Annotated in this window: 17 protein-coding genes and 1 pseudogene; 15 read left to right on the top strand and 3 right to left on the bottom strand. The window is 46.8% G+C overall.

Annotation, left to right across the window (positions count from 1 at the left end; translation table 11 throughout):
* The first annotated feature begins 16 nt into the window (after nt 1–16).
* From JCM15124_RS07570 to JCM15124_RS16590, 9 genes are all read left to right on the top strand, one after another.
* A complete protein-coding gene (locus tag JCM15124_RS07570; RefSeq protein WP_024998936.1) occupies nt 17–1,474 on the top strand; it encodes a methylaspartate mutase subunit E in 1,458 nt (485 codons plus the stop codon).
* 128 nt (nt 1,475–1,602) lie between these two features.
* On the top strand, nt 1,603–2,841 hold the full coding sequence (locus JCM15124_RS07565) for a methylaspartate ammonia-lyase (protein ID WP_024998935.1): 1,239 nt from the start codon (nt 1,603–1,605) through the stop codon (nt 2,839–2,841).
* A gap of 154 nt (nt 2,842–2,995) precedes the next feature.
* Nucleotides 2,996–4,372 (top strand): acyclic terpene utilization AtuA family protein, encoded by a 1,377-nt coding sequence (locus tag JCM15124_RS07560; RefSeq protein WP_024998934.1) that lies wholly within the window; start codon nt 2,996–2,998, stop codon nt 4,370–4,372.
* 24 nt (nt 4,373–4,396) lie between these two features.
* Complete coding sequence (locus JCM15124_RS07555) at nt 4,397–4,717, top strand: DUF4387 domain-containing protein (protein ID WP_024998933.1); 321 nt, start codon at nt 4,397–4,399, stop codon at nt 4,715–4,717.
* 144 nt (nt 4,718–4,861) lie between these two features.
* Nucleotides 4,862–5,806: a P-loop NTPase family protein gene (locus tag JCM15124_RS07550; RefSeq protein ID WP_024998932.1), complete on the top strand. Its 945-nt coding sequence runs from the start codon at nt 4,862–4,864 to the stop codon at nt 5,804–5,806.
* Nucleotides 5,807–6,649 carry a fumarate hydratase gene (locus JCM15124_RS07545; protein ID WP_024998931.1) on the top strand — a complete coding sequence of 281 codons (843 nt, stop codon included), beginning with the start codon at nt 5,807–5,809 and terminating at the stop codon, nt 6,647–6,649.
* A gap of 25 nt (nt 6,650–6,674) precedes the next feature.
* Entirely contained in the window at nt 6,675–7,229 is a 555-nt protein-coding gene (locus JCM15124_RS07540) for a Fe-S-containing hydro-lyase (RefSeq protein ID WP_024998930.1), read from the top strand.
* 820 nt (nt 7,230–8,049) lie between these two features.
* Nucleotides 8,050–8,364: a hypothetical protein gene (locus tag JCM15124_RS07530; protein WP_024998929.1), complete on the top strand. Its 315-nt coding sequence runs from the start codon at nt 8,050–8,052 to the stop codon at nt 8,362–8,364.
* Between the two features lie 46 nt (nt 8,365–8,410).
* Entirely contained in the window at nt 8,411–8,572 is a 162-nt protein-coding gene (locus tag JCM15124_RS16590) for a hypothetical protein (protein WP_232220125.1), read from the top strand.
* Between the two features lie 737 nt (nt 8,573–9,309).
* On the opposite strand, the gene rd is transcribed toward JCM15124_RS16590, so the two are convergent.
* On the bottom strand, nt 9,310–9,474 hold the full coding sequence (rd, locus tag JCM15124_RS07525) for a rubredoxin (protein ID WP_024998928.1): 165 nt from the start codon (nt 9,472–9,474) through the stop codon (nt 9,310–9,312).
* 108 nt (nt 9,475–9,582) lie between these two features.
* The gene (locus JCM15124_RS07520; protein ID WP_024998927.1) at nt 9,583–11,973 is read right to left on the bottom strand and encodes a TonB-dependent receptor; all 2,391 of its coding nucleotides are present in this window, start codon (nt 11,971–11,973) and stop codon (nt 9,583–9,585) included.
* Between the two features lie 788 nt (nt 11,974–12,761).
* Between JCM15124_RS07520 and bamK the strand changes: the two genes are divergently transcribed.
* From bamK to JCM15124_RS07485, 5 genes and pseudogenes are all read left to right on the top strand, one after another.
* Nucleotides 12,762–13,400, top strand: coding sequence for a BamK family beta-barrel-assembly machinery protein (gene bamK, locus JCM15124_RS07510; RefSeq protein WP_024998925.1), 639 nt, complete (start codon nt 12,762–12,764; stop codon nt 13,398–13,400).
* 66 nt (nt 13,401–13,466) lie between these two features.
* Nucleotides 13,467–14,858, top strand: a complete 1,392-nt coding sequence (glmM, locus tag JCM15124_RS07505; protein ID WP_024998924.1) for a phosphoglucosamine mutase — start codon at nt 13,467–13,469, stop codon at nt 14,856–14,858.
* Between the two features lie 10 nt (nt 14,859–14,868).
* Nucleotides 14,869–15,483 carry a ribosome biogenesis GTP-binding protein YihA/YsxC gene (yihA, locus tag JCM15124_RS07500; RefSeq protein WP_024998923.1) on the top strand — a complete coding sequence of 205 codons (615 nt, stop codon included), beginning with the start codon at nt 14,869–14,871 and terminating at the stop codon, nt 15,481–15,483.
* Between the two features lie 3 nt (nt 15,484–15,486).
* Nucleotides 15,487–17,267: pseudogene (locus JCM15124_RS13730) on the top strand (ABC-F family ATP-binding cassette domain-containing protein).
* Nucleotides 17,268–17,453: 186 nt separating this feature from the next.
* Nucleotides 17,454–17,876: a DoxX family protein gene (locus JCM15124_RS07485; protein WP_024998922.1), complete on the top strand. Its 423-nt coding sequence runs from the start codon at nt 17,454–17,456 to the stop codon at nt 17,874–17,876.
* Nucleotides 17,877–18,193: 317 nt separating this feature from the next.
* On the opposite strand, the gene radA is transcribed toward JCM15124_RS07485, so the two are convergent.
* Nucleotides 18,194–19,573, bottom strand: coding sequence for a DNA repair protein RadA (gene radA, locus JCM15124_RS07480; RefSeq protein ID WP_024998921.1), 1,380 nt, complete (start codon nt 19,571–19,573; stop codon nt 18,194–18,196).
* Between the two features lie 66 nt (nt 19,574–19,639).
* On the opposite strand from radA, the gene JCM15124_RS07475 reads away from it, so the two are divergent.
* Complete coding sequence (locus JCM15124_RS07475) at nt 19,640–20,539, top strand: ABC transporter substrate-binding protein (RefSeq protein ID WP_024998920.1); 900 nt, start codon at nt 19,640–19,642, stop codon at nt 20,537–20,539.
* Nucleotides 20,540–20,558: the final 19 nt, after the last annotated feature.

Genomic DNA, 20,558 nt, shown 5'->3' with positions numbered 1-20,558 from the left:
TTACAAAATTACTATTATGGAATTAAAGAATAAAAAACTTACCGACGACGAATTTTTCAAAGAAAGAGCCGACGTCCTGACGCATTGGGAGACCGGTAAAGGCGTAGACTTCCAAGAAGCAGTAGATTACCAAAAGAGCATTGCGCCTGAGAAACGCTTCTCGTACAAGTTGCAGAAAGCTGTAGAAAACGGCGACACGCTCATTCAGCCCCGTGCCGGAGTGGCACTCTACGAAGAACACATCAAGCTGTTGCGCTTCCTCGAAGATGAAGGCGGAGCAGACTTGCTGCCCTCTACCGTAGACAGCTACACACGTCTGAACCGATACAACGAATGCGAAGTTGGTATTCAGAAGAGTTTTGAAACCAACCGTTCTATGCTCAACGGATTTCCCATTGTAAACTATGGTGTGGACATTTGCCGCAAGGTAACGTCGGCTGTCAAGAACCCTGTGCAGGTAAGACACGGAACGCCTGATGCCCGTTTGCTTACCGAAATATCTATCGCAGGTGGCTTTACGTCATACGAAGGCGGCGGTATTTCCTATAATATTCCTTACTCTAAGGCACACCCGGTAGACCAAGTAATTCACCATTGGCAGTATGCCGACCGCTTGGTAGGTCTATACGAAGAAGCGGGCGTGTCTATCAACCGCGAACCATTCGGACCTCTTACAGGCACACTCATTCCACCTTGCATTTCAAACACAGTGGCTGTGATTGAAGCAGTGCTCGCTGCAACACAGGGAGTGCGCGACCTTACCGTGGGCTACGGACAGTGCGGAAACCTTATTCAAGACGTTGCTGCCATTCGTTCGCTCGACATCATGACACGCAAATATCTTGATAAGTTCGGTTATAAAGACGCTCGCGTTACCACCGTGTTCCACCAATGGATGGGCGGTTTCCCACAAGACGAGGCACAAGCATTCGGTGTTATCTCTTGGGGCTCGGCAGCCGGAGCATTGGCAAAGGCAACAAAGGTAATCGTAAAGACTCCTCACGAGGCGATGGGCATACCAACCAAGGAAGCCAACGCAGCGGGTCTGCGTGCCACAAAGCAGGTTATCAATATGTTGAAAGACCAGAACTTCCGCGAAATTCCGGCTGTTGTAGACGAAAGCGAAATCATTATGCAGGAAATGGAGTGCATGCTCAACAAGGTAGAAGAGCTCGGAAAGGGCGATTGGGCTGTGGGTACTTGCGCTGCCATCGAAGCCGGTGTAATCGATATTCCGTTTGCACCAAGTAAGTACAATGCCGGTAAGGTGTTGCCTGCGCGCGACAACCAAGGTGCTATCCGCTTGTTGAATATGGGCAATATGCCACTCAGCGAAGACTTGGTTATCTTCCATCGTCAGAAACTTGAAGAACGTGCAAAGGCTGAAAACCGTCCTGTCAGCTTCCAAATGGTTATCGACGACGTCTACGCCATCGGCAAAGGACACCTTGTAGGACGTCCGAGAAACAACTGATTTCGCAACGTTCTTTAAGCGAATATAAAGATAAAACATATCAAGTAAAAATATAAACTAACACATCGGTCTCGCTATTGAATAATAGAGGAATGGTAGCGAGACCATAACTTAAACAGGTTCTTATTATGAAAATCAAGAAAGTTGTATGTGCTCCGGGTAAAACGGGCTTTTTCTTCGATGACCAAAAGGCAATCAAAGCCGGTGCTAAAAACGACGGTGCTTTCTATGTGGGTACTCCGGTAACACCCGGTTTCAAGCAGGTAAGACAAGCCGGCGAGTCAATCAGCGTAATGTTCATTCTCGAAAACGGTGCCATTGCACACGGCGACTGCGCTGCTGTACAATATTCAGGTGCAGGTGGGCGCGACCCATTGTTCCTTGCAGAAGACTTTATCCCTGTTATTGAAAAAGAAATAGCACCTCTCTACGAAGGCAAAGAAATTACATCGTTCCGTGAAATGGCTGACCTTGTTGATAAAACAGTCAGTCCTTCGACCGGAAAAATATATCACACTGCTATTCGCTACGGCGTAACACAGGCTTGTCTCGATGCTGTTGCAAAGAGCCAATGCAAGTTAATGGCACAGGTAATTGCCGATGAATACGGCACGGAAGTATCAAAAGAAATTATTCCTATATTCTCTCAATCGGGCGACGACCGCTATCTGAATGCCGACAAGATGATAATGAAGCGTGCCGACGTATTGCCACACGCACTTTTCAACCACGTTGAAACAAAGGTAGGCTTGAAAGGAGAAAAGATTAAGGAATATATTGAATGGCTCCGCAACCGCGTGCTCGAACTCCGACCATGCGATTGCTACAACCCAACATTCCATATCGACGTTTACGGCACACTCGGCATCGTGTTCAACAACGACTTCGAGGCTATCGCTAAGTACATCGGCGAGGTAGCCGAAGTAGCCAAACCATTCCACTTGCGTGTAGAAGGTCCTGTCGATATGGGTGAACGCGAAGCACAAATCGATGCTTTGGCAGCTATCCGTGCAGCTATGGACCGCGACGGAATAGATGCTGAAATCGTTGCAGACGAATGGTGCAACACGTTGGAAGACATTAAAGACTTCACAGCAAAGAAGGCCGGACACATGGCACAAATAAAAACACCTGACCTCGGCGGTATCAACAACACCATCGAAGCCGTACTCTTCTGCAAGGAACACGACATGGGTGCTTATCTTGGCGGTACTTGCAACGAAACAAACCGCTCTGCAGAAGTTTGTGCAAACATCGCTATGGCAACAAAGCCGGTGCAATATCTCGCAAAGCCGGGTATGGGTGTAGACGAAGGTTACATGATTGTTTACAACGAAATGAGCCGTATCTTGGCTTTAACTAAGTAATCGTAGCTTGGCTTCGGTTAAGTAATCATGTCTTAATGCCGACTAAACAAGTGCATCGTCTCTTGGCTTTGACCAAGAAGATGCACTTTGGCACCGACTAAGTAATTACATTTTATCTTGGCTTCGGCTGAGTAATTAAAAAAAGAAAAAGAAGATGGAAGAAATCAGAATACTTTCCACTACAGCGATTTTGGGCTATGGTTTCCCGATGGAATCGTTTGTAGAGGGTATGAAACGTAAGCCACACGTTATCGCAGTAGACGCCGGTTCGTCAGACCCGGGCCCTTATTATCTTGGTGCAGGTAAGTCGTTCACCGACCGAAATTCGGTAAAACGCGACTTGGAAATCATGATTCCTGCCGGCATAGAGGCGAAAGTCCCCGTTATTGTCGGTACAGCCGGCGGTAGTGGTGCACGTCCTCACGTTGAATTCGTACTCGATATTGTACGCGAAATTGCGAAAGAGAAAGGTCTTTCCTTCAAAATGGCGGTTATCGAGTCAGAGTTTGAGAAGGACTTCATTAAGGAAAACCTCCGCAATGGCAAGGTTACTCCACTTGCTCCGGCAAAGCCTATCGAGGAGAAAGATGTAGACGAGGCTGTCCACATCGTGGCACAAATGGGCGAAGAACCTTATATCAAGGCATTGGAAGAAGGTGCTGATGTCATCATTGCCGGTCGTTCTTACGACCCATCGGTGTTTGCCGCCCTCCCCATTAAGGAAGGATTTCCCAAAGGTTTGGCTATCCACTTGGGCAAAATCCTTGAGTGTGCCGCCATCTGTGCATTGCCCGGAAGCGGTAGCGACTGTATGTTCGGCTACCTGCGCCACGACAATTTCGTGCTCGAACCGTTATCGGCGGCTCGTAAGTGTACCACACTTTCCATAGCAGGGCACACTCTTTACGAGAAAACAAACCCATACATCTTGCCCGGTCCGGGCGGTGCAATCAACCTACACGAATGCAAATTCGAGCAAGTTGATGAGAACAAGGTACGCGTTTCCGGTTCTAAGTTCGTGCCAACCGACAAGTATTTCGTTAAGCTCGAAGGTGTTCGCCGTGTCGGTTATCGCACGATGTCGCCGGCTGCAGTGAAAGACCCTGTCATGATTTCTAAGATAGACGAAATTACAAAGGCTGTCCGTGCTCGTGTAGAAGATAACTTCAAGAAGTTCGGCATAACCGATTTCTTCCTCGATTTCAAGATTTACGGTAAGAAAGGCGTTATGGCTATGTTCGAAGGTGCCGAAGAATCGCACTCTGACGAGCTGCTCATCATCATCGAAGCTGTTGCCGACAATCAGGAAACAGCGAACACTATCTGTAGTTTTGCACGAAGTACCATGCTCCATTTCGGCTACGAAGGTCGCTATTCTACATCGGGCAACCTCGCTTTTCCATTCTCTCCGTCAGACTGCAAGATGGGCGAAGTTTACGAGTTCAACATCTATCACCTCTTGGAAGTAGACGACCCAACAAGTCTTTTCCCCATCACTTACGTCAATTTCGACAAGGGAGAATGCAAATAACTAACGGTAAAAGGAGACAAAAACATGGCACAATATAAATTAGTAGACGTGGCTTCTGTTATTCGCAGTAAGAATTCAGGCCCTTTCGAACTTACATTCGACGTCATTTTCAAAGACTTTGAAACCTATAACAAGGTGAAAGATGCTAATATTTTCAACGAGAAGATGTTCTGCGAGCTTTACCATATCAAGGCCGAAGACATCATTAACATCATTCACTTCGACCCTGCAAAAGCCATCAAGGTAACCATCGTCCGCCCTATCCCATCAGGCTCGTTGGGCGAAACCGATGTGTACGGTGCACAGCAGCACACACCTTTGATGAAGATGAGTTTTGAAATGTAATACAAACATAGAACGAGTTGGCACCGACACCCACACTATGGGGTGCGCCAACTCGTTCTTTTTTTATACATAAGTTCTATTAAACACCGGGCAGCAAGCACTGCTTGCACTGCCTTTTCACACCAACACCCGACACGAACAGCAATGATAAATCCGCTTCAGCAATATCTTATATCGACGCAATACTTCGCCCCACGCGGCAAAGAGCGACTTATATTCCTCGGCGACCATATTTCCCAACGACATCTTCTTTACACCGACCGCCTCATAGGCATTGTCGGCGATGCAGGTTCGGGCAAGTCGTCGCTCATCAAGGGTATGTTTCCCGGTTTGGAACTCACGAACGACGACGATGTTATCAACCCCCGCAAAATCCTTTCCATGCGCGAAGCGATTGCATTGGGCGAGATAAAAGAGGCTTCATCGTTCCATTTGGACATTCGTTTCCTAAGCGGTTTCATGCAGATGTGGGAGATTGCAGAGTTCGTTAAAACATTGCTGGAACACAAAAAGCGTGTCATTATCGAGCATTTCAACCTGCTGCGCAAAGCCTTAGGGCGCAATGCCGACTTATTGGTGGGCATCGGCGAAGAAATCATCGTGGCTCGTCCGACGATGTTTGGCCCATTGCCGGAAAGCATTTACGACATTGTGCACGAGTCGTTGAAGTACCGCAAGATGGCGCACACTGCCGAAGAAATCACTCGCTATATACTCGAAGACAACTACGGCATCTATCCGGACAGCTACTACTTCTCGGATATACGCAACGGATTTGTGCTGAAGTTCTACAATCACGAAGAGTTTGACATTCAAGAACTTGAAGATAACGTGCAGGAAGTGATAAACCGACATCTGCCGGTGGCTTACTACGACGAGGAGCACATCACCATAGGCGAACGCATCGTAGATTGTGGAGGGCCTCGTTTGCAGGTAACCAATACCCAAGACATACTGAACTTTGCCTTCGTAAAGGAACTTATGTACGACAAAGATAGTAAAACGCATTGCCTAATCGGCATTGTAGACAAGAATTGCGAAAACATTGAGAACCGAAATACACAGTATTTCCTTACAAGAGAAGTTTAAATGAGAGAAATAGACGCATCAAAAATTACGGAGTTGGTAGAAAAACTCTGCATAGAAGCATGCTACGTGCTTGCCGACGATATATACAACAAGCTCGCTATTTGCCAAAAACAAGAGAAATCGCCCTTGGCAAGCGAGATTATCGGAACGATAGTAAAGAACGCCGACATCGCCAGAACCGAGCGTGTGCCTATGTGTCAGGACACGGGAATGACGGTTGTGTTCGTCAGAATGGGACAAGAATGCCACGTTACTGGCGGTTTCATCGAAGAAGCCATTAACCAAGGCGTGCGCCAAGGCTATGCAAACGGCTACTTGCGCAAGTCGGTTGTACGCGACCCGATAGACCGTGTGAACACCACCGATAACACGCCAGCGATTATTCATTACGAAATTGTACCGGGCGACGAGTTCCACATCACCGTAGCACCGAAGGGTTTCGGCAGCGAAAACAAAAGCGGACTGAAGATGCTCACGCCCAGCGCAGGTGTAAAAGGAATTAAAGAATTTGTCATCGACACTGTTTTCCACGCCGGCGGCAACCCTTGCCCACCCATCATTGTGGGCATCGGCATCGGCGGAACAATGGAACGTGCGGCTTTTCTCAGCAAAAAAGCCCTTCTACGCCCTGTCGGCAGTGTGAGCGAAAAGCCTCACATAGCCGAATTGGAAAAAGAATTGTTGGAAGAAATCAACAAACTCGGCATCGGTCCTTGCGGTTTCGGCGGCACAACAACTGCCCTTCAAGTGAGCATTCTTGCCAATGCCACCCACATTGCGGGCTTGCCTGTATCGGTAAATATTGGCTGCCACGCCACCCGACACGCCGAAGGTTCGCTCTAAACACGCAAATATAAGAAAACGAATTATGGAAGAAAAACGAATTATATCAGCTCCTTTCACCGACGAAACCATTCGTTCACTCCACGCAGGCGACATGGTTTACATTTCGGGCATTATATATACCGCACGCGATGCGGCGCACAAGCGTCTTTGCGAAATGCTGGAAGCAGGCGAACCCATGCCTTTCGACTTTGAAGGTCAGGCGGTTTACTATGCCGGTCCGTGCCCCGCTAAACCGGGACAACCCATCGGTTCTGTCGGTCCGACAACGGGTGGGCGTATGGACGCCTACTCTCCGCGCCTCATTCAGCAAGGCTTACGCGTTATGATAGGCAAAGGGTCTCGCTCTGAAGAGGTTATCGACGCACTGAAAAAATATACCGGCGTCTACTTCGCTGCTATCGGTGGTGCTGCCGCCCTTATGGCAAAGGCAGTTAAAGAAGCCGAAGTCATCGCCTTCGACGAGCTTGGCACAGAAGCCATACGCCGCCTTCGTGTAGAAGAACTGCCTGTAATCGTAGCCATAGACCACGAAGGAAACGATATGTATAAGCTCGGCGTAGAGCAATACAGACAGTAGAAAAGCCTTTTAAATATTATAACTTTCCATACTCCCACGCTGTTTAATCAAACAGAATGGGAGTATTTTTTGTGCGGAAGTACAACAAAAAGAGAACCGTTCTACCGATTAATCAAACAGAATGAGAGTATTTTCTTGTGCGGAAGTGCAATAAAAAGAAAACCGTTCCACCGATAAACTCCTGTTCAACCGCTCCTATACGCAAGCCACTTCTCCATCGTAGGGGCGCGATTTATCACGTTCCGTATCTCAACGCTGCAACTTCTTGGGTGTCAGGAATATGATAAACCACGCCCATACATAATGCACCCCACATCTTTAGAATTCTTATGGGACGATTAAAAACCGGCGGACACAATCGAAACACTCACCTTTCTGCATGGAAAAGTAGTTTTAACACGGAACTTGATAATTGCCTTAATTTTGTAAAGATAATTCTGTTAAAAAGTGATATAATCGGTTTGGCGTTGCGAAACCGTAGGTTTTGCGTTGTTAAACCGTAGGTTTTACCGTGCAAAACCTACGGTTTTGGAATGCAAAACAATAGGTTTTGTAATGCGTTGATAAAGAAATAGTTACACAACAGCTATGCTTGTGAAAAATGTTTACGTTTTTATTGCATTTATTTCGCCTATAAAGTGGCTTATTCCCATTAACTTTATACAGTTCCCTAAATAGCATCTTGACAAACAATTCATCAACAAAAAAACAATACATATAAGTTGCAGGTATGAAACAAAATCAGCATATCTGCAACAACCATCATATTAGTTGTAAAACAAAAATAAAGCGAATAACAACCAACATAATAATTATTAGTATGTATATATTCGAACCTATATCGACAGAAGATATTCTTAAAAGACTGTCAAGCAACTGCCGACTGCGCCGATTGGAAAAGAATATGTCGCAGAAAACGCTTTCTCAAACGAGCGGTGTCCCACTGTCCATCATACAACGGTTTGAACATACCGGAGAAATTTCGCTGTCCGGCTTTGTAAAGATAGTGTGCGTGCCGGGCTATGCAGAGGATATGATGGAACTGATAGGCAAGCCTAAATACAACAGTATTGACGAAATGGTGAGAATAAACAAGAACAAAAGCAGAAAGCGAGGTACCGATGAAGGATATTAAATCATTGAAGGTTATGTAACATAGTCAGCTCGTAGGACAGCTGACGATGGGAACAAACAACACTTGCCTGTTCCAATACGACAGAGAATGGCTGCATACGGGCTTTTCCATTTCCCCTTTGAAACCGCCGTTGAGAGGAGATTTGTTCGAAGCCGATTACCTACGTTTCACGGAAACTTCGGTATCTGCAATCTGTTGTTTCGTGTAGCCCCCTCTCCTTCTTGCTTATTAAACTACGACAACATTTCCGATAGATAATGCAAAGTCTTCTGCAGCGAAGAAAGGGGATATTAACGAAAAGTTGAAAGTTTAGCGTGCTCGCACACAAAAAGGGATTGACGCAAATCAAGAAAGGTGGTTCTTTTGCAAAAAACACGTAGAAATATTTTTCTATATAGCAGAACCTGCGTACCTTTGCATTGTCAAAAAGACAAAAAGGTTATTAGATTGTTTAGGTTAATAGTAATAGATTTAGGTTTTTAGTTGTTTTATTTAAGGAGAACAAGAGAGTTGTTCAGGAAAGATAGGTTTAGTTAAGGTAATTAAAATAAGATTGAATAAAGGATAACAAATTGATGCGAGATTTTGGGGGAACGCCGAGAGGCGCGAACCTACAAATCAAGCGGAAGCTAAAATAAGCGAAAGCTTATTTTAAGACTAACGAAAGCGCAGGACTGTGATAGTCCTGCGCTTTTGCGTTATAGGTGGTTTCGATAGCACGGAAATACGAGACAGGCATGCCACAAAAGTGTAAATATTTATCGCAAGCGTAACTATTATATAACTTTCTCGTTATGAAAGCTCTGTGCTAGGGTTTCTAGAGGATTCTAGTTTTTCTAGAAATTCTAGATAATTCTATGAAGACAAAGCTGTTGAAACGAAAAAAGGGATACGGCATAAAGCCATATCCCTCTCATTAATTAGTCATAAATATCCCTATGAGAATTATTCCTCTACTACAACAAAATCGTCTTTTGTTACTCCGCAAAGTGGGCATACCCAATCGTCCGGAATATCTTCAAAAGCTGTACCGGGCGCAATGCCTCCGTCAGGGTCGCCTACTTCCGGGTCGTAAACGTAACCGCAAGTTTCACATTCGTATTTCTTCATAATGTTTTCTTTTTAATTTGTTACTATAAATATTGCACGCAAAGTTATCGTAAATATACAATTATTACAAATAAAATGCGTTAAAAAGTATTTATTTAGCGTATTTTATTAGAATTCTACCGATATTTTAGCATTTATTTGGCGACCTGTAAGATAGTTTGGCACGGCATACTGCTGTCCCGAAATGTCGGTTATCCAGTAGTAAGAGTTCACGTTGTTGATGCCGAAAAGGTTCAAACAGTCCACACCCAACCACACGTTTCGGAAGATAGAATTGCGCGAACCGTCTTGATTGTCGAAAAGTCGGTAGCTCATTCCGATGTCGGCGCGCTTGTAGGCAGGCGCACGGAACGGAGAGCTGCTTAGCTCATGGTGAGGCGCAGAGAAGGGCAAGCCGTCTGCGTATGCCAGTTTCAGCGACATTCGCCAGCGTGTAGAGCCGGGGAAATAGTCGGTGAAGAAGAGGTTTAAGGCAAAACGCTGGTCGGTTGGCAGCGGTACGTTCTTCCCATTCAGCTTCATGCCGGTGTTCATAACGCTGAGCGTGAGCCACGAGTCTGCCCCCGGTACAAACTCTCCAAAGAGTTTCAGGTCTAAGCCGGCAACGTGTCCGGACGTCTCATTGTCGCCATAGTAAGTTACTTTCACGTTGTCTACCGAGTACGGAACGAGGCGCGAGATGGCTTTATAGTAGGCTTCCGCCGTGAATTTAAAGGGTCGGTTCATCATCGAAAAGCGGTAACTCATCGATGCCAACGCATGAATGGAACGCTGCGAACGTGTTTTCTTATTCAGCAGTGCGTAGGTTACGCCGTTTATCATTGTGGTATCGCGCAGCTCTTTGTAGAACGGTGCCTGATAATAGAGCCCTGCTGCCACACGGAACGACAGGTTTCGGTTCCACCCCGGCGTGATGTTGAGCGATGCACGTGGCGATACGATGCTCTCGCCGTTGAAGTCCCAGTGTGCATAGCGCACGCCGTAGCTCAGACGGTACAGCGTCGGAACGGAGTCGTTACTTTTAAAGTTCCACGTATCTTGTATGTATGTCTCTATTCGTTTAGCATCTAAGTTGTTGCGTGCGCGCATCGAATATATCATATCGAGGGTTTCGCCGGTATGCGGAACATTGTATCCTGCCGAGTCGCGGTACTCGTATTCTGCCGAATTTTCTTCAATTCTCTCTATCTTATATGTCAGTGCGCCTTCTATTCTGTGGTTATTTCCTGCACGCTGTTGCACCATCAGCTTAAGGCTTCGCACGTTTGCTGAGAGGTAGTCGCGCGAGTGTTGCATATACGTACCTACGCCCAAGTTCTCCGAAGTTTCGGTCTGTGTAAGCCAGTATTGCCCCTGAATGTCGTACCGTTGCTGCTCTTTGGTCGAGAAAGCCGATGCTATGAGCGATATATCGGTGCGCGGCGTGAGATGGTTGGTGATGCTTAACGAACCGAAGAAGGTTCGGAAGAGGTCTTTTTCCTTACCGTCGAAGTAGACTCTGAACGACTTTACGTTCTGCATCGTACCGAATTTTGTTTCTCGGTCTGTGGGTTCAAAGTTGTAATTGTTTTCCGATATATTGCCGATAAAGTCCACTTGCCAGCGTTTCGACGGCTGCCACGAGAGGTAAGTCTGATAGTCTAAGAACGAAGGATTGTATTCGCCCTTCGTTTCGAGCGAACCTAAAAGATACTTGTTGGTTTTGTATCGCAGACCGTTTGTCCATGTCAGCTTCTTCGTAGCAATGCCTAAATAGCCGCTTGCACCTAACATAGAGGCTGTTATAGAGCCTTCGGTGCGCTTGGGACGCTTGTAGGTGATGTCCAAAGCCGAACTCATTTTGTCGCCATACTTCGCTTCAAAGCCTCCCGTAGAGAAGCCCACGTTTTCCACAAGGTCAGCATTTATCACCGAAAGACCCTCCTGCTGTCCGCTGCGTACGAGGAACGGGCGATACACTTCCACATTATTTATATATACAGAGTTCTCGTCGAACGTACCGCCGCGCACATTATATTGCGACGAAAGTTCGGAGTGGGTAGACACACCCGCCTGCGTTTGCAATATTTCTTCTACGGCATTGCCCGACACCGATGGGTTTCGCTTGGTTGCTTCCACCTTTATTTCTTCGGTAGTACCGTGTTGCGGCGTCCGTCCCTGCACTACAACCTCCTGCATTTCGTTGTCGCTATTCAGCTGAATTTGCAGTGTTTGCTTGCCTTGGGGGCGGCGCAGCACGCGCACCTTACTCTTGTAGCCCAGCATGGAGAAGCGCACCTTTACCGAATCTTCGCTTTGCAGCTGCATACTGAACTCTCCTTTCAGGTTGCTCATCGTTATTTTACCTTGCGAAGCAACCATAATAGAAGCCAACTCAATGGGGTTTCCGTCTTGGTCGGACACCTTTCCTTGCAGCGTAAACGACTGTCCCACAGCGTTGCCGGCATACAGCAAGCATAGGAACGATAATATAATGTTCAGTAGTTTTGCCTTATTCATACTATGAATAACGCTTGTCCGGAAAGATTATTGCATTATAATGCGTGAGTTCGGTATAAGAATTGCGCCGGTATATTGTTTATTAAGACACTTAAAGAAAAAACCGGTTATGATTTAATACGCTTATAATCAGAAAAAACAGAAGGTTCTTTGCCTTCAAATTCTTGCACCGGACTCACGTTATTTTTGAACGTTTTCGTTCAGCCAAATGAGCAATGCCAAATTTATTTGGGCATTGCCATGGCGAGAAAACGCACTTTTCGAGGAACGAGAAAAGAACGGAAAGAAGCCGGTAAAAAGCGTAAAAGAAACCAATAAAAACGTAAAGATTTTTCACAAGTATAACTATCGCGTAACCATCTATCCGCCAGCGTGTTACAAAACCTATTGTTTTGCATTCCAAAACCGTAGGTTTTGCACGGTAAAACCTACGGTTTAACAACGCAAAACCTACGGTTTCGCAACGTCAAAGCGATTATATCACTTTTTAACAGAATTATCTTTACAATATTAAACCGAAAAACGCTCACTGTTTCATCAGCCGACTTGTTTAAAAACACCTACGAAACAGCTTGCCAAACCTGCTTCCCCTATGTCGAAATCGCATTATCAATGAAAGAGAAAACAAAAACCACCGATACCCGAAAAATACAGGGACGAATGGCAAAATATGGGATTACGGAACAGAATTACAATATTTTATATATTTTATAGAAACACTTTGTGCGCCAATTTGTTTTCTTTTGCTACCTTTGCAGCTAATATATAAGGAAACAAAAATATCGCAAATGAAGAAGATTATTTTTCTATTCGCAATAGTATTGAGCGCAATGAGCATCGTCTCTTGCCGCGACCAAGACACCTACGCCGACCAGTTGGAACGTGAACGCAAAGCCATTAAGGCGTTCATAGTGAAGCATAATATTAACGTTATATCGGAAAGACAGTTTGAAAATCAAGGGTTTAAGACCGATACAACAAAAAATCAGTATGTTGAGTTCAAATCTACAGGCGTGTATATGCAGATAGTTGAAGAAGGCATAGGAGAGGTTTTGAAGAACGGCGAAACCGCTACGGTGCTCTGCCGCTTCGACGAAACCAACGTGGCTGCCGACACTTTGCAGCTCACAAACAAGGTGTTGCGCTGGGACGGCATCGTAGATAAGATGATGGTAACGAAGAATAGCGGAACTTTCACGGCTTCGTTCGACAAGGCTTCCAGCGTTTTGGCACGTGTGTACAGCAACACAGCTGTGCCAAAAGGGTGGCTGGTGCCGCTGCCTTATATAAAACTCGGACGCATTACAAGCGAAAACGACAAGTTGGCGCACGTGCGTCTCATCGTTCCATCGGCACAAGGACACTCCCATGCAAGCAACAAGGTGTATGCTTGCTTCTACGATATTACCTATCAACGAGGAGTTTAACAAGATAAAACAATAACACGCCACGACCGCACGCTGTGTGGTCGTGGCTTTAAAATTATATAGAAGATGACGCTAATAAAGTCTATTTCGGGTATCCGCGGTACAATTGGCGGACAAACCGGTAACACATTGAATCCACTTGACATTGTTAAATTCACATCAGCTTACGCTACTTACATCGCAAGTAAGCACCCGGGAAAGAAGCTAAAGATTGTTGTTGGACGCGACGCACGCATTTCGGGCGAGATGGTGAAGAACGTTGTGTGCGGCACACTTATGGGTATTGGTGCCGATGTCGTAAATATTGGCTTGGCAACCACCCCTACTACCGAACTTGCCGTGCGCATGGAGGGTGCCGATGGCGGCATCATCATCACCGCTTCGCACAATCCCCGCCAATGGAACGCATTGAAACTGCTGAACCACGAGGGCGAATTTCTTACCGCAGAAGACGGTGCTGCCGTGCTCGACATAGCCGAAAAAGAGAACTTCAACTATGCCGACGTAGACCAACTGGGCAGCTATCGGGAGGACAACTCGTTCGACCAACGCCACATCGACGCGGTGAAAGCTCTCGAATTGGCAGACTTGGAAGCCATTAAAGCCCGCAAATTCCGTGTCTGTGTAGATGCCGTGAACTCCGTAGGCGGCATTATTCTGCCCAAATTGCTCGACCAAATCGGCGTGGAATATACATTGCTCTATGGCGAACCGACGGGCGACTTCGCTCATAACCCCGAACCGATAGAGAAAAACCTCGGCGGCATTATGGCAGAAATGAAGAAGGGAGGCTACGACCTCGGCATTGTTGTAGACCCTGACGTAGACCGTTTGGCGTTCATACGTGAAGACGGAGTTATGTACGGCGAAGAATATACACTCGTAAGTGTAGCCGATTACATTCTCGACCATGTAAAGGGAAACACCGTGAGCAACCTTTCTTCAACGCGTGCACTGCGCGATGTTACCGAAAAACATGGCGGAAAGTACTATGCTGCTGCCGTTGGCGAAGTGAATGTAACCACCAAAATGAAGGAAGTAGGTGCTGTTATCGGCGGCGAAGGCAACGGCGGCGTCATCTATCCGGAAAGCCATTACGGCCGCGATGCGCTTGTCGGCATCGTGCTTTTCCTTAGTTCGTTGGCTCAAAAGGGAATGAAGACAAGCGAACTGCGCAAGACTTACCCCGAATACTTTATTGCAAAGAACCGCATAGACCTCACTCCCGAAACCGATGTAGATGCTATTCTTGCCAAGGTTAAGGAGCTTTACGGAAACGAAAACGATGTGCAAGTAACCGATATTGACGGTGTCAAGCTCGATTTTCCAACGGCATGGGTGCATCTGCGTAAGTCGAACACCGAGCCAATCATTCGTGTTTACAGCGAGGCAGGCAGCATGGACGAAGCCGACGCACTGGGTAAGAAACTCATGCAGGTAGTTTACGATATGCAATAAACCCACCAATATGATAATAAAGACTTCGGATTTCAGCATATCATCGCCTACAATAGCGAAGTGTCCTAACGATACGAAGAACGAATATGCGTTCATCGGTCGGTCGAACGTGGGCAAGTCGAGCCTGATAAATATGCTTTGCAACCACAAGGGACTTGCCAAGACATCGGCAAAGCCCGGTAAAACGTTGCTCATCAACCACTTTATCATCAACAAGGAGTGGTATATCGTAGACCTTCCCGGCTACGGCTACGCAAAGAACTCTAAGACTGTGCGCAACAAGCTCGAACAAATGATTGCACAATACATCTTGCAGCGCAAGCAGCTCGTGAACGTATTCGTACTCATCGACATACGCCACGAGCAGCAAAAGATAGACCGTGAGTTCATCGACTGGTTGGGACAAAGCAACATTCCTTTCTCTATCGTCTTCACAAAAGCCGACAAACTCTCTGTAGGAAAGGCGAAAGCAAACGCCGAAGCATGGATGAATAAGCTGGAAGACACGTGGGAAATCACCCCACCCTACTTCATTACGTCGTCCGAAAGCAAGCTGGGCAGAGAGGAATTGCTCGACTATATCGAGAGCATCAATACGGCATTGGCAAACGATACAGCCGAATAAACCATGGCGCAGATACCTTATTTAGACGTTCAAAAGCTGTCGAAACGCTTCGGAGCGCAAGTTCTGTTCGACGAAATATCCTTCTCCATTGCCGAAGGACAGCACGTCGGACTGATTGCGAAGAACGGAACGGGCAAGTCTACCCTGCTTTCCATACTCACAGGAAAGGAGGGCTACGAGTCGGGAAGCATTGTCTACCGCAACGATTTGCGCATCGGCTGCTTGGAACAAAGTCCGAAATTCAACCCCGAAGAGTCGGTTCTCGACGCTTGTTTCAATCATCAGGCGACCCGGACAAGGTATTGAAAGCCAAACAGATACTCACCACGCTCAAGATAACCGACCTAAACCAACCCATGGGGCAGCTTAGCGGCGGACAACAGAAGCGTGTGGCATTGGCAAACGTGCTGATACTTGAACCCGATTTGCTCATTCTCGACGAGCCTACCAACCACCTCGACCTCGAAATGATAGAGTGGCTCGAAGGCTTTCTCGCAAGAGGGAACAAGACGCTCCTCATGGTTACGCACGACCGGTACTTCCTCGACAACGTCTGCAACATTATTCTCGAACTCGACGACCGCACCATCTACACCTATCGGGGCAACTATTCGTTCTATTTGGAGAAGCGACAGGAACGCATTGCCAACACGCGGGCAGAGATTGCACGCGCCAACAACCTCTACCGCACCGAGTTAGAGTGGATGCGAAGGCAGCCGCAGGCACGCGGACACAAGGCACGCTATCGCGAAGAAGCCTTCTACGAACTACAGGCAAAGGCACTGCAACGCATCGAAGAAAGGCAAATCCGACTGAAAGCGTCCAACGTTTACATCGGCAGCAAGATATTCGAGTGCCTCTATGTATCGAAGTCGTTCGACGAAAAGGTCATACTGAAAGACTTCTACTACAACTTTGCCCGCTTTGAAAAGATGGGAATTGTGGGCAACAACGGCACCGGCAAGTCTACATTCATCAAGATGCTGCTCGGATTGGTGAATCCCGACAGTGGTAAATTCGACATCGGGGAAACCGTAAACTTCGGTTATTTCTCGCAAGACGGACTGAAATTCCGCAGCGACCAAAAGGTTATCGACATCATAACCGACATTGCCGACTACATAGACCTCGGCGGTGGTCGCCACATGACGGCATCGCAATTCCTCAACTACTTCCTTTTCACGCCCGAAATGCAGCACAACTACGTTGCAAAACTGTCGGGAGGAGAAAAGCGAAAGCTATATTTGTGCACCGTACTGATGCGCAATCCGAACTTCCTGATACTCGACGAGCCTACCAACGACCTTGATATTCAGACGCTTCAGATACTCGAAGAGTACTTGCAAGACTTCCCCGGCTGCGTCATCGTGGTGTCGCACGACCGCTATTTCATGGATAAGGTGGTAGACCATCTGCTCGTTTTCAAAGGCGACGGACAGGTAAAGGACTTCCCCGGAAACTATACGCAGTTCCGCGAATACCAGACTTTGAAAACCAAAGAGACGGTAGAAGAAAACAAGACAAAGGAAAAGAAAACCGCAACGCAGCGCGATTACCACAACGAAATGCGCAAACGCATGAGCTACAAGGAGAAACGGGAATACGAAATGCTCACGGCGGACATTGAAAAGCTCACAGAAGAGATTGCCACAATGGAGGAACAACTCTGTTCGGGAACGCTCGAAATAGACCGGCTCACCGAAATCAGCAAACTCCTGCCGAAGAAAAAAGACGAGTTGGACGCGAAAGAACTGCGTTGGCTCGAACTTTCCGAACTGGAATAACATTGCCTTCGCAAGCCCCATCTGCAAGAAAACAAATGTTTTACTTGCACAAAGAGAAGCAAATATTTGCTATTCAGAAAGATAACATAAACATAGTAACGAAGCAAAAAGGACTGCTTGACACCAAGCACACCTTACGCTTACACATTAATTAATTATTTAAAGTAAAAAGAAAGGAACAGGATTATGACATTAAACAAAGATTTTCTTCGCAGCAACGACTTCGGTTTGCTGGTTCTTCGACTAACAGTGGGTGGACTGATGCTCTTCCACGGAGTGGCAAAAGTTATGGGCGGCTACGCTTTTATTGGCGGTATGCTCGAAAGCATGGGGCTTCCCTCTTTCATCGCATGGTTTGCCGTGGCAACCGAACTCATCGGTTCCATCATGATTGTGCTTGGCATTTGGACACGCGCAGCAGCAGTCGTAATGGTCGGCAACATGGTAGTAGCTATCCTTATGGCACACATGGGACAGATATTTACCATCGACCCGGCAACCGGTGGTTGGGCTATCGAACTGCCAATGCTCTATCTGCTCGGTGCTGCCGCCCTTTGTTTCACGGGTGCAGGTAGGTTTGCACTGACCAAAGGAAGCGTGCTCGATTAAACTCCAATCGGTTCATTAGAATGCTAATGACGATTTGGGTTAAACGATACATACATTACGATTATACAACGAAAAGGCTGATAGAACGCTCTATCAGCCTTTTTGTTTTGTAAAGATTATTTAAACGGAAAACGAGAATTTCGATTTGGCATTGCAAAAGCGGCTGTTTTGCAACGCAAAACCTACGCTTTTACCGTGCAAAACCTACGCTTTTGAAACGTAAAACAATAGGTTTCGCAAAGCATTGGCATACAAACGGTTACACAACAGCTACGCTTGCGAAAAATATTTACGCTTCTATCGCCTTGTCCGACCCTTTATCCGAAGAGCAGGCGCAAGGCTTCCTCCACCTTCGCAACGGGGTGGGTGGCTATCTTGTATCTGCCTTTCAAGCCTTGAGCATTGTTTTTTGGAATGATGATATGGCTGAAACCCAACTTCTCGGCTTCGGCAATGCGTTGCTCTATACGACTTACGGGGCGCACTTCGCCGCTTAATCCCACTTCGCCTGCCATGCACCAGCCTGCCTCGATGGGCGTATCGACATTCGACGACAGCACTGCCGCTATCACACTCAAGTCCATTGCCATGTCGGTAATGCGCAATCCGCCGGCAATATTCAGGAAAACGTCCTTCTGCATCAGCTTAAAGCCCACGCGTTTCTCAAGCACGGCAAGCAGCATATTGAGGCGACGCTGGTCGAAACCTGTTGCCGAACGTTGCGGAGTGCCGTAAGCAGCCGACGAAACAAGGGCTTGCGTTTCCACAAGAAAGGGGCGCACCCCCTCGATAGTGCTCGAAATGGCAACGCCCGATAGGTCGTCGGGAGTGTCGGCGAGCAGCAATTCCGACGGATTGCTTACCGGACGCAAGCCGTTTTGGCGCATTTCGTATATCCCAAGTTCGGAAGTAGAGCCGAAACGGTTCTTTATACTGCGCAAAATGCGGTACATATAGTGCTGGTCGCCTTCGAATTGCAACACCGTATCGACGATATGTTCCAGCACTTTCGGCCCCGCAATGGAACCTTCCTTATTGATATGGCCGATAAGAATGACGGGAATATCGCTCGATTTGGCTAATTGCAGCAAAGCAGCAGCACTTTCCCGTATTTGAGTAATACTTCCGGCACTGCTCGCAACCGTTTCTGTTGCAATCGTTTGTATAGAGTCCACAACCAATAGTTCGGGTTTAACGTCCTTGATACAACTGAATATCTTCTCAACAGATGTTTCCGAAAGTATCACGATGTTATCCGGAATGGTCTCGGCAATACGCAATGCACGCATCTTAATTTGTTGCGGACTTTCCTCACCGCTTACATAGAGCACCTTTCGAGCAGTGGCGAGCAACGTTTGCAGCATCAGCGTGCTCTTTCCGATACCGGGTTCGCCCCCGATAAGCACCATACTGCCCACCACAAGTCCACCGCCGAGGACACGGTTTAACTCGTTGTCCTTCATGTCGATACGGATTTCTTCTGCCGAAGACACCGCATTGAGGGGTTGCGGAACGTTGCGCTTCGGTGCGCCAAATGTGCTTGTAACCAACTTTTCGCCCGTACTCAACCCCGTGTTGGGGGCGATACGGATTTGCTTGAACGTGTTCCACTGTCCGCAGTTCGGACATTTGCCAATCCATTTTGCACTTTCCTGTCCGCAGTTATCGCAGACGTATGCTGTTTTATCTTTTGTCATAATTTAACTACAAAAGTAGTTCTTTTTTTTCGTTATTACAAAATTATTATTTACTTTTGCAATATTATGGAGAGAATAAAATACTTGCTGCTCTTTGCAGCTATCGCATTGGTTGGCTGTCAAGTATCCGAAGAGGAAGATTCGCTAATCGAAAAGCGCAGAAATAAGGTAGAGGAAGTTGCCTATGCACGTGCGTTCAAAGTGGGTGTAACGCCTACAATGGACTGTCTGCCCATATTTTTGCTCAAAGATAGCAGTCTGTATAATCCCGATGAAATAGACATTCGGCTGAAGGAATATTCATCGCAACTGAATTGCGACACAGCTATGGAACGCGGACGCGTACAGGCTTCGGTTACAGACCTTGTTCGGGCGGAACACCTGAAAGAGGAAAACCATGTCGTACTCGACTATATGACCGAAACAAACGCTACTTGGCAGCTCTTGGCAACACCGCAATCGGGCGTGAAAAGTCCGGAAGACTTGGGCGACAAGATTATCGGTCTGACTTTCAATTCCATAATACAATACCTCACGATACGCGTTTTCTCTGCCCACGACATTAATTCCAGCTTCTACGGCTCGCAGATTAACGACATCTTTATCCGTCTGAGAATGCTCAACAACAACCAAATAGACGCTATCTGGACGAGCGAACCGCAAACCACACAAGCCAAGCTCTTGGGCAACCGAGAAATATATAGCTCGGTAAAAGAGAATTTCATACCCGGTGCTATCGTCTATGTGAACAATCCGAAAATAGAACATCAGCGTGCTTTCGAGGCTGCTTACAACAAGGCGGTGGACTTATTGAACAGTCATTCCGTACAATACTTTGCGCCACTCATCAAGAAATACATGAAAGTAGACGACAAAGTGGTGGCTAAACTGCCCAAGATGACCTACAAACGAGTAATTATGCCACGCGAAAAAGACATCGACAAGGCAAAAAATCTTATCCCATAACAAGTCCGGAGCACGGTTG

The sequence above is a fragment of the Prevotella falsenii DSM 22864 = JCM 15124 genome, assembly GCF_000613945.1.
In the GTDB taxonomy this organism is placed as follows: domain Bacteria; phylum Bacteroidota; class Bacteroidia; order Bacteroidales; family Bacteroidaceae; genus Prevotella; species Prevotella falsenii.
This window is presented reverse-complemented; position numbering and strand designations above follow the sequence as displayed.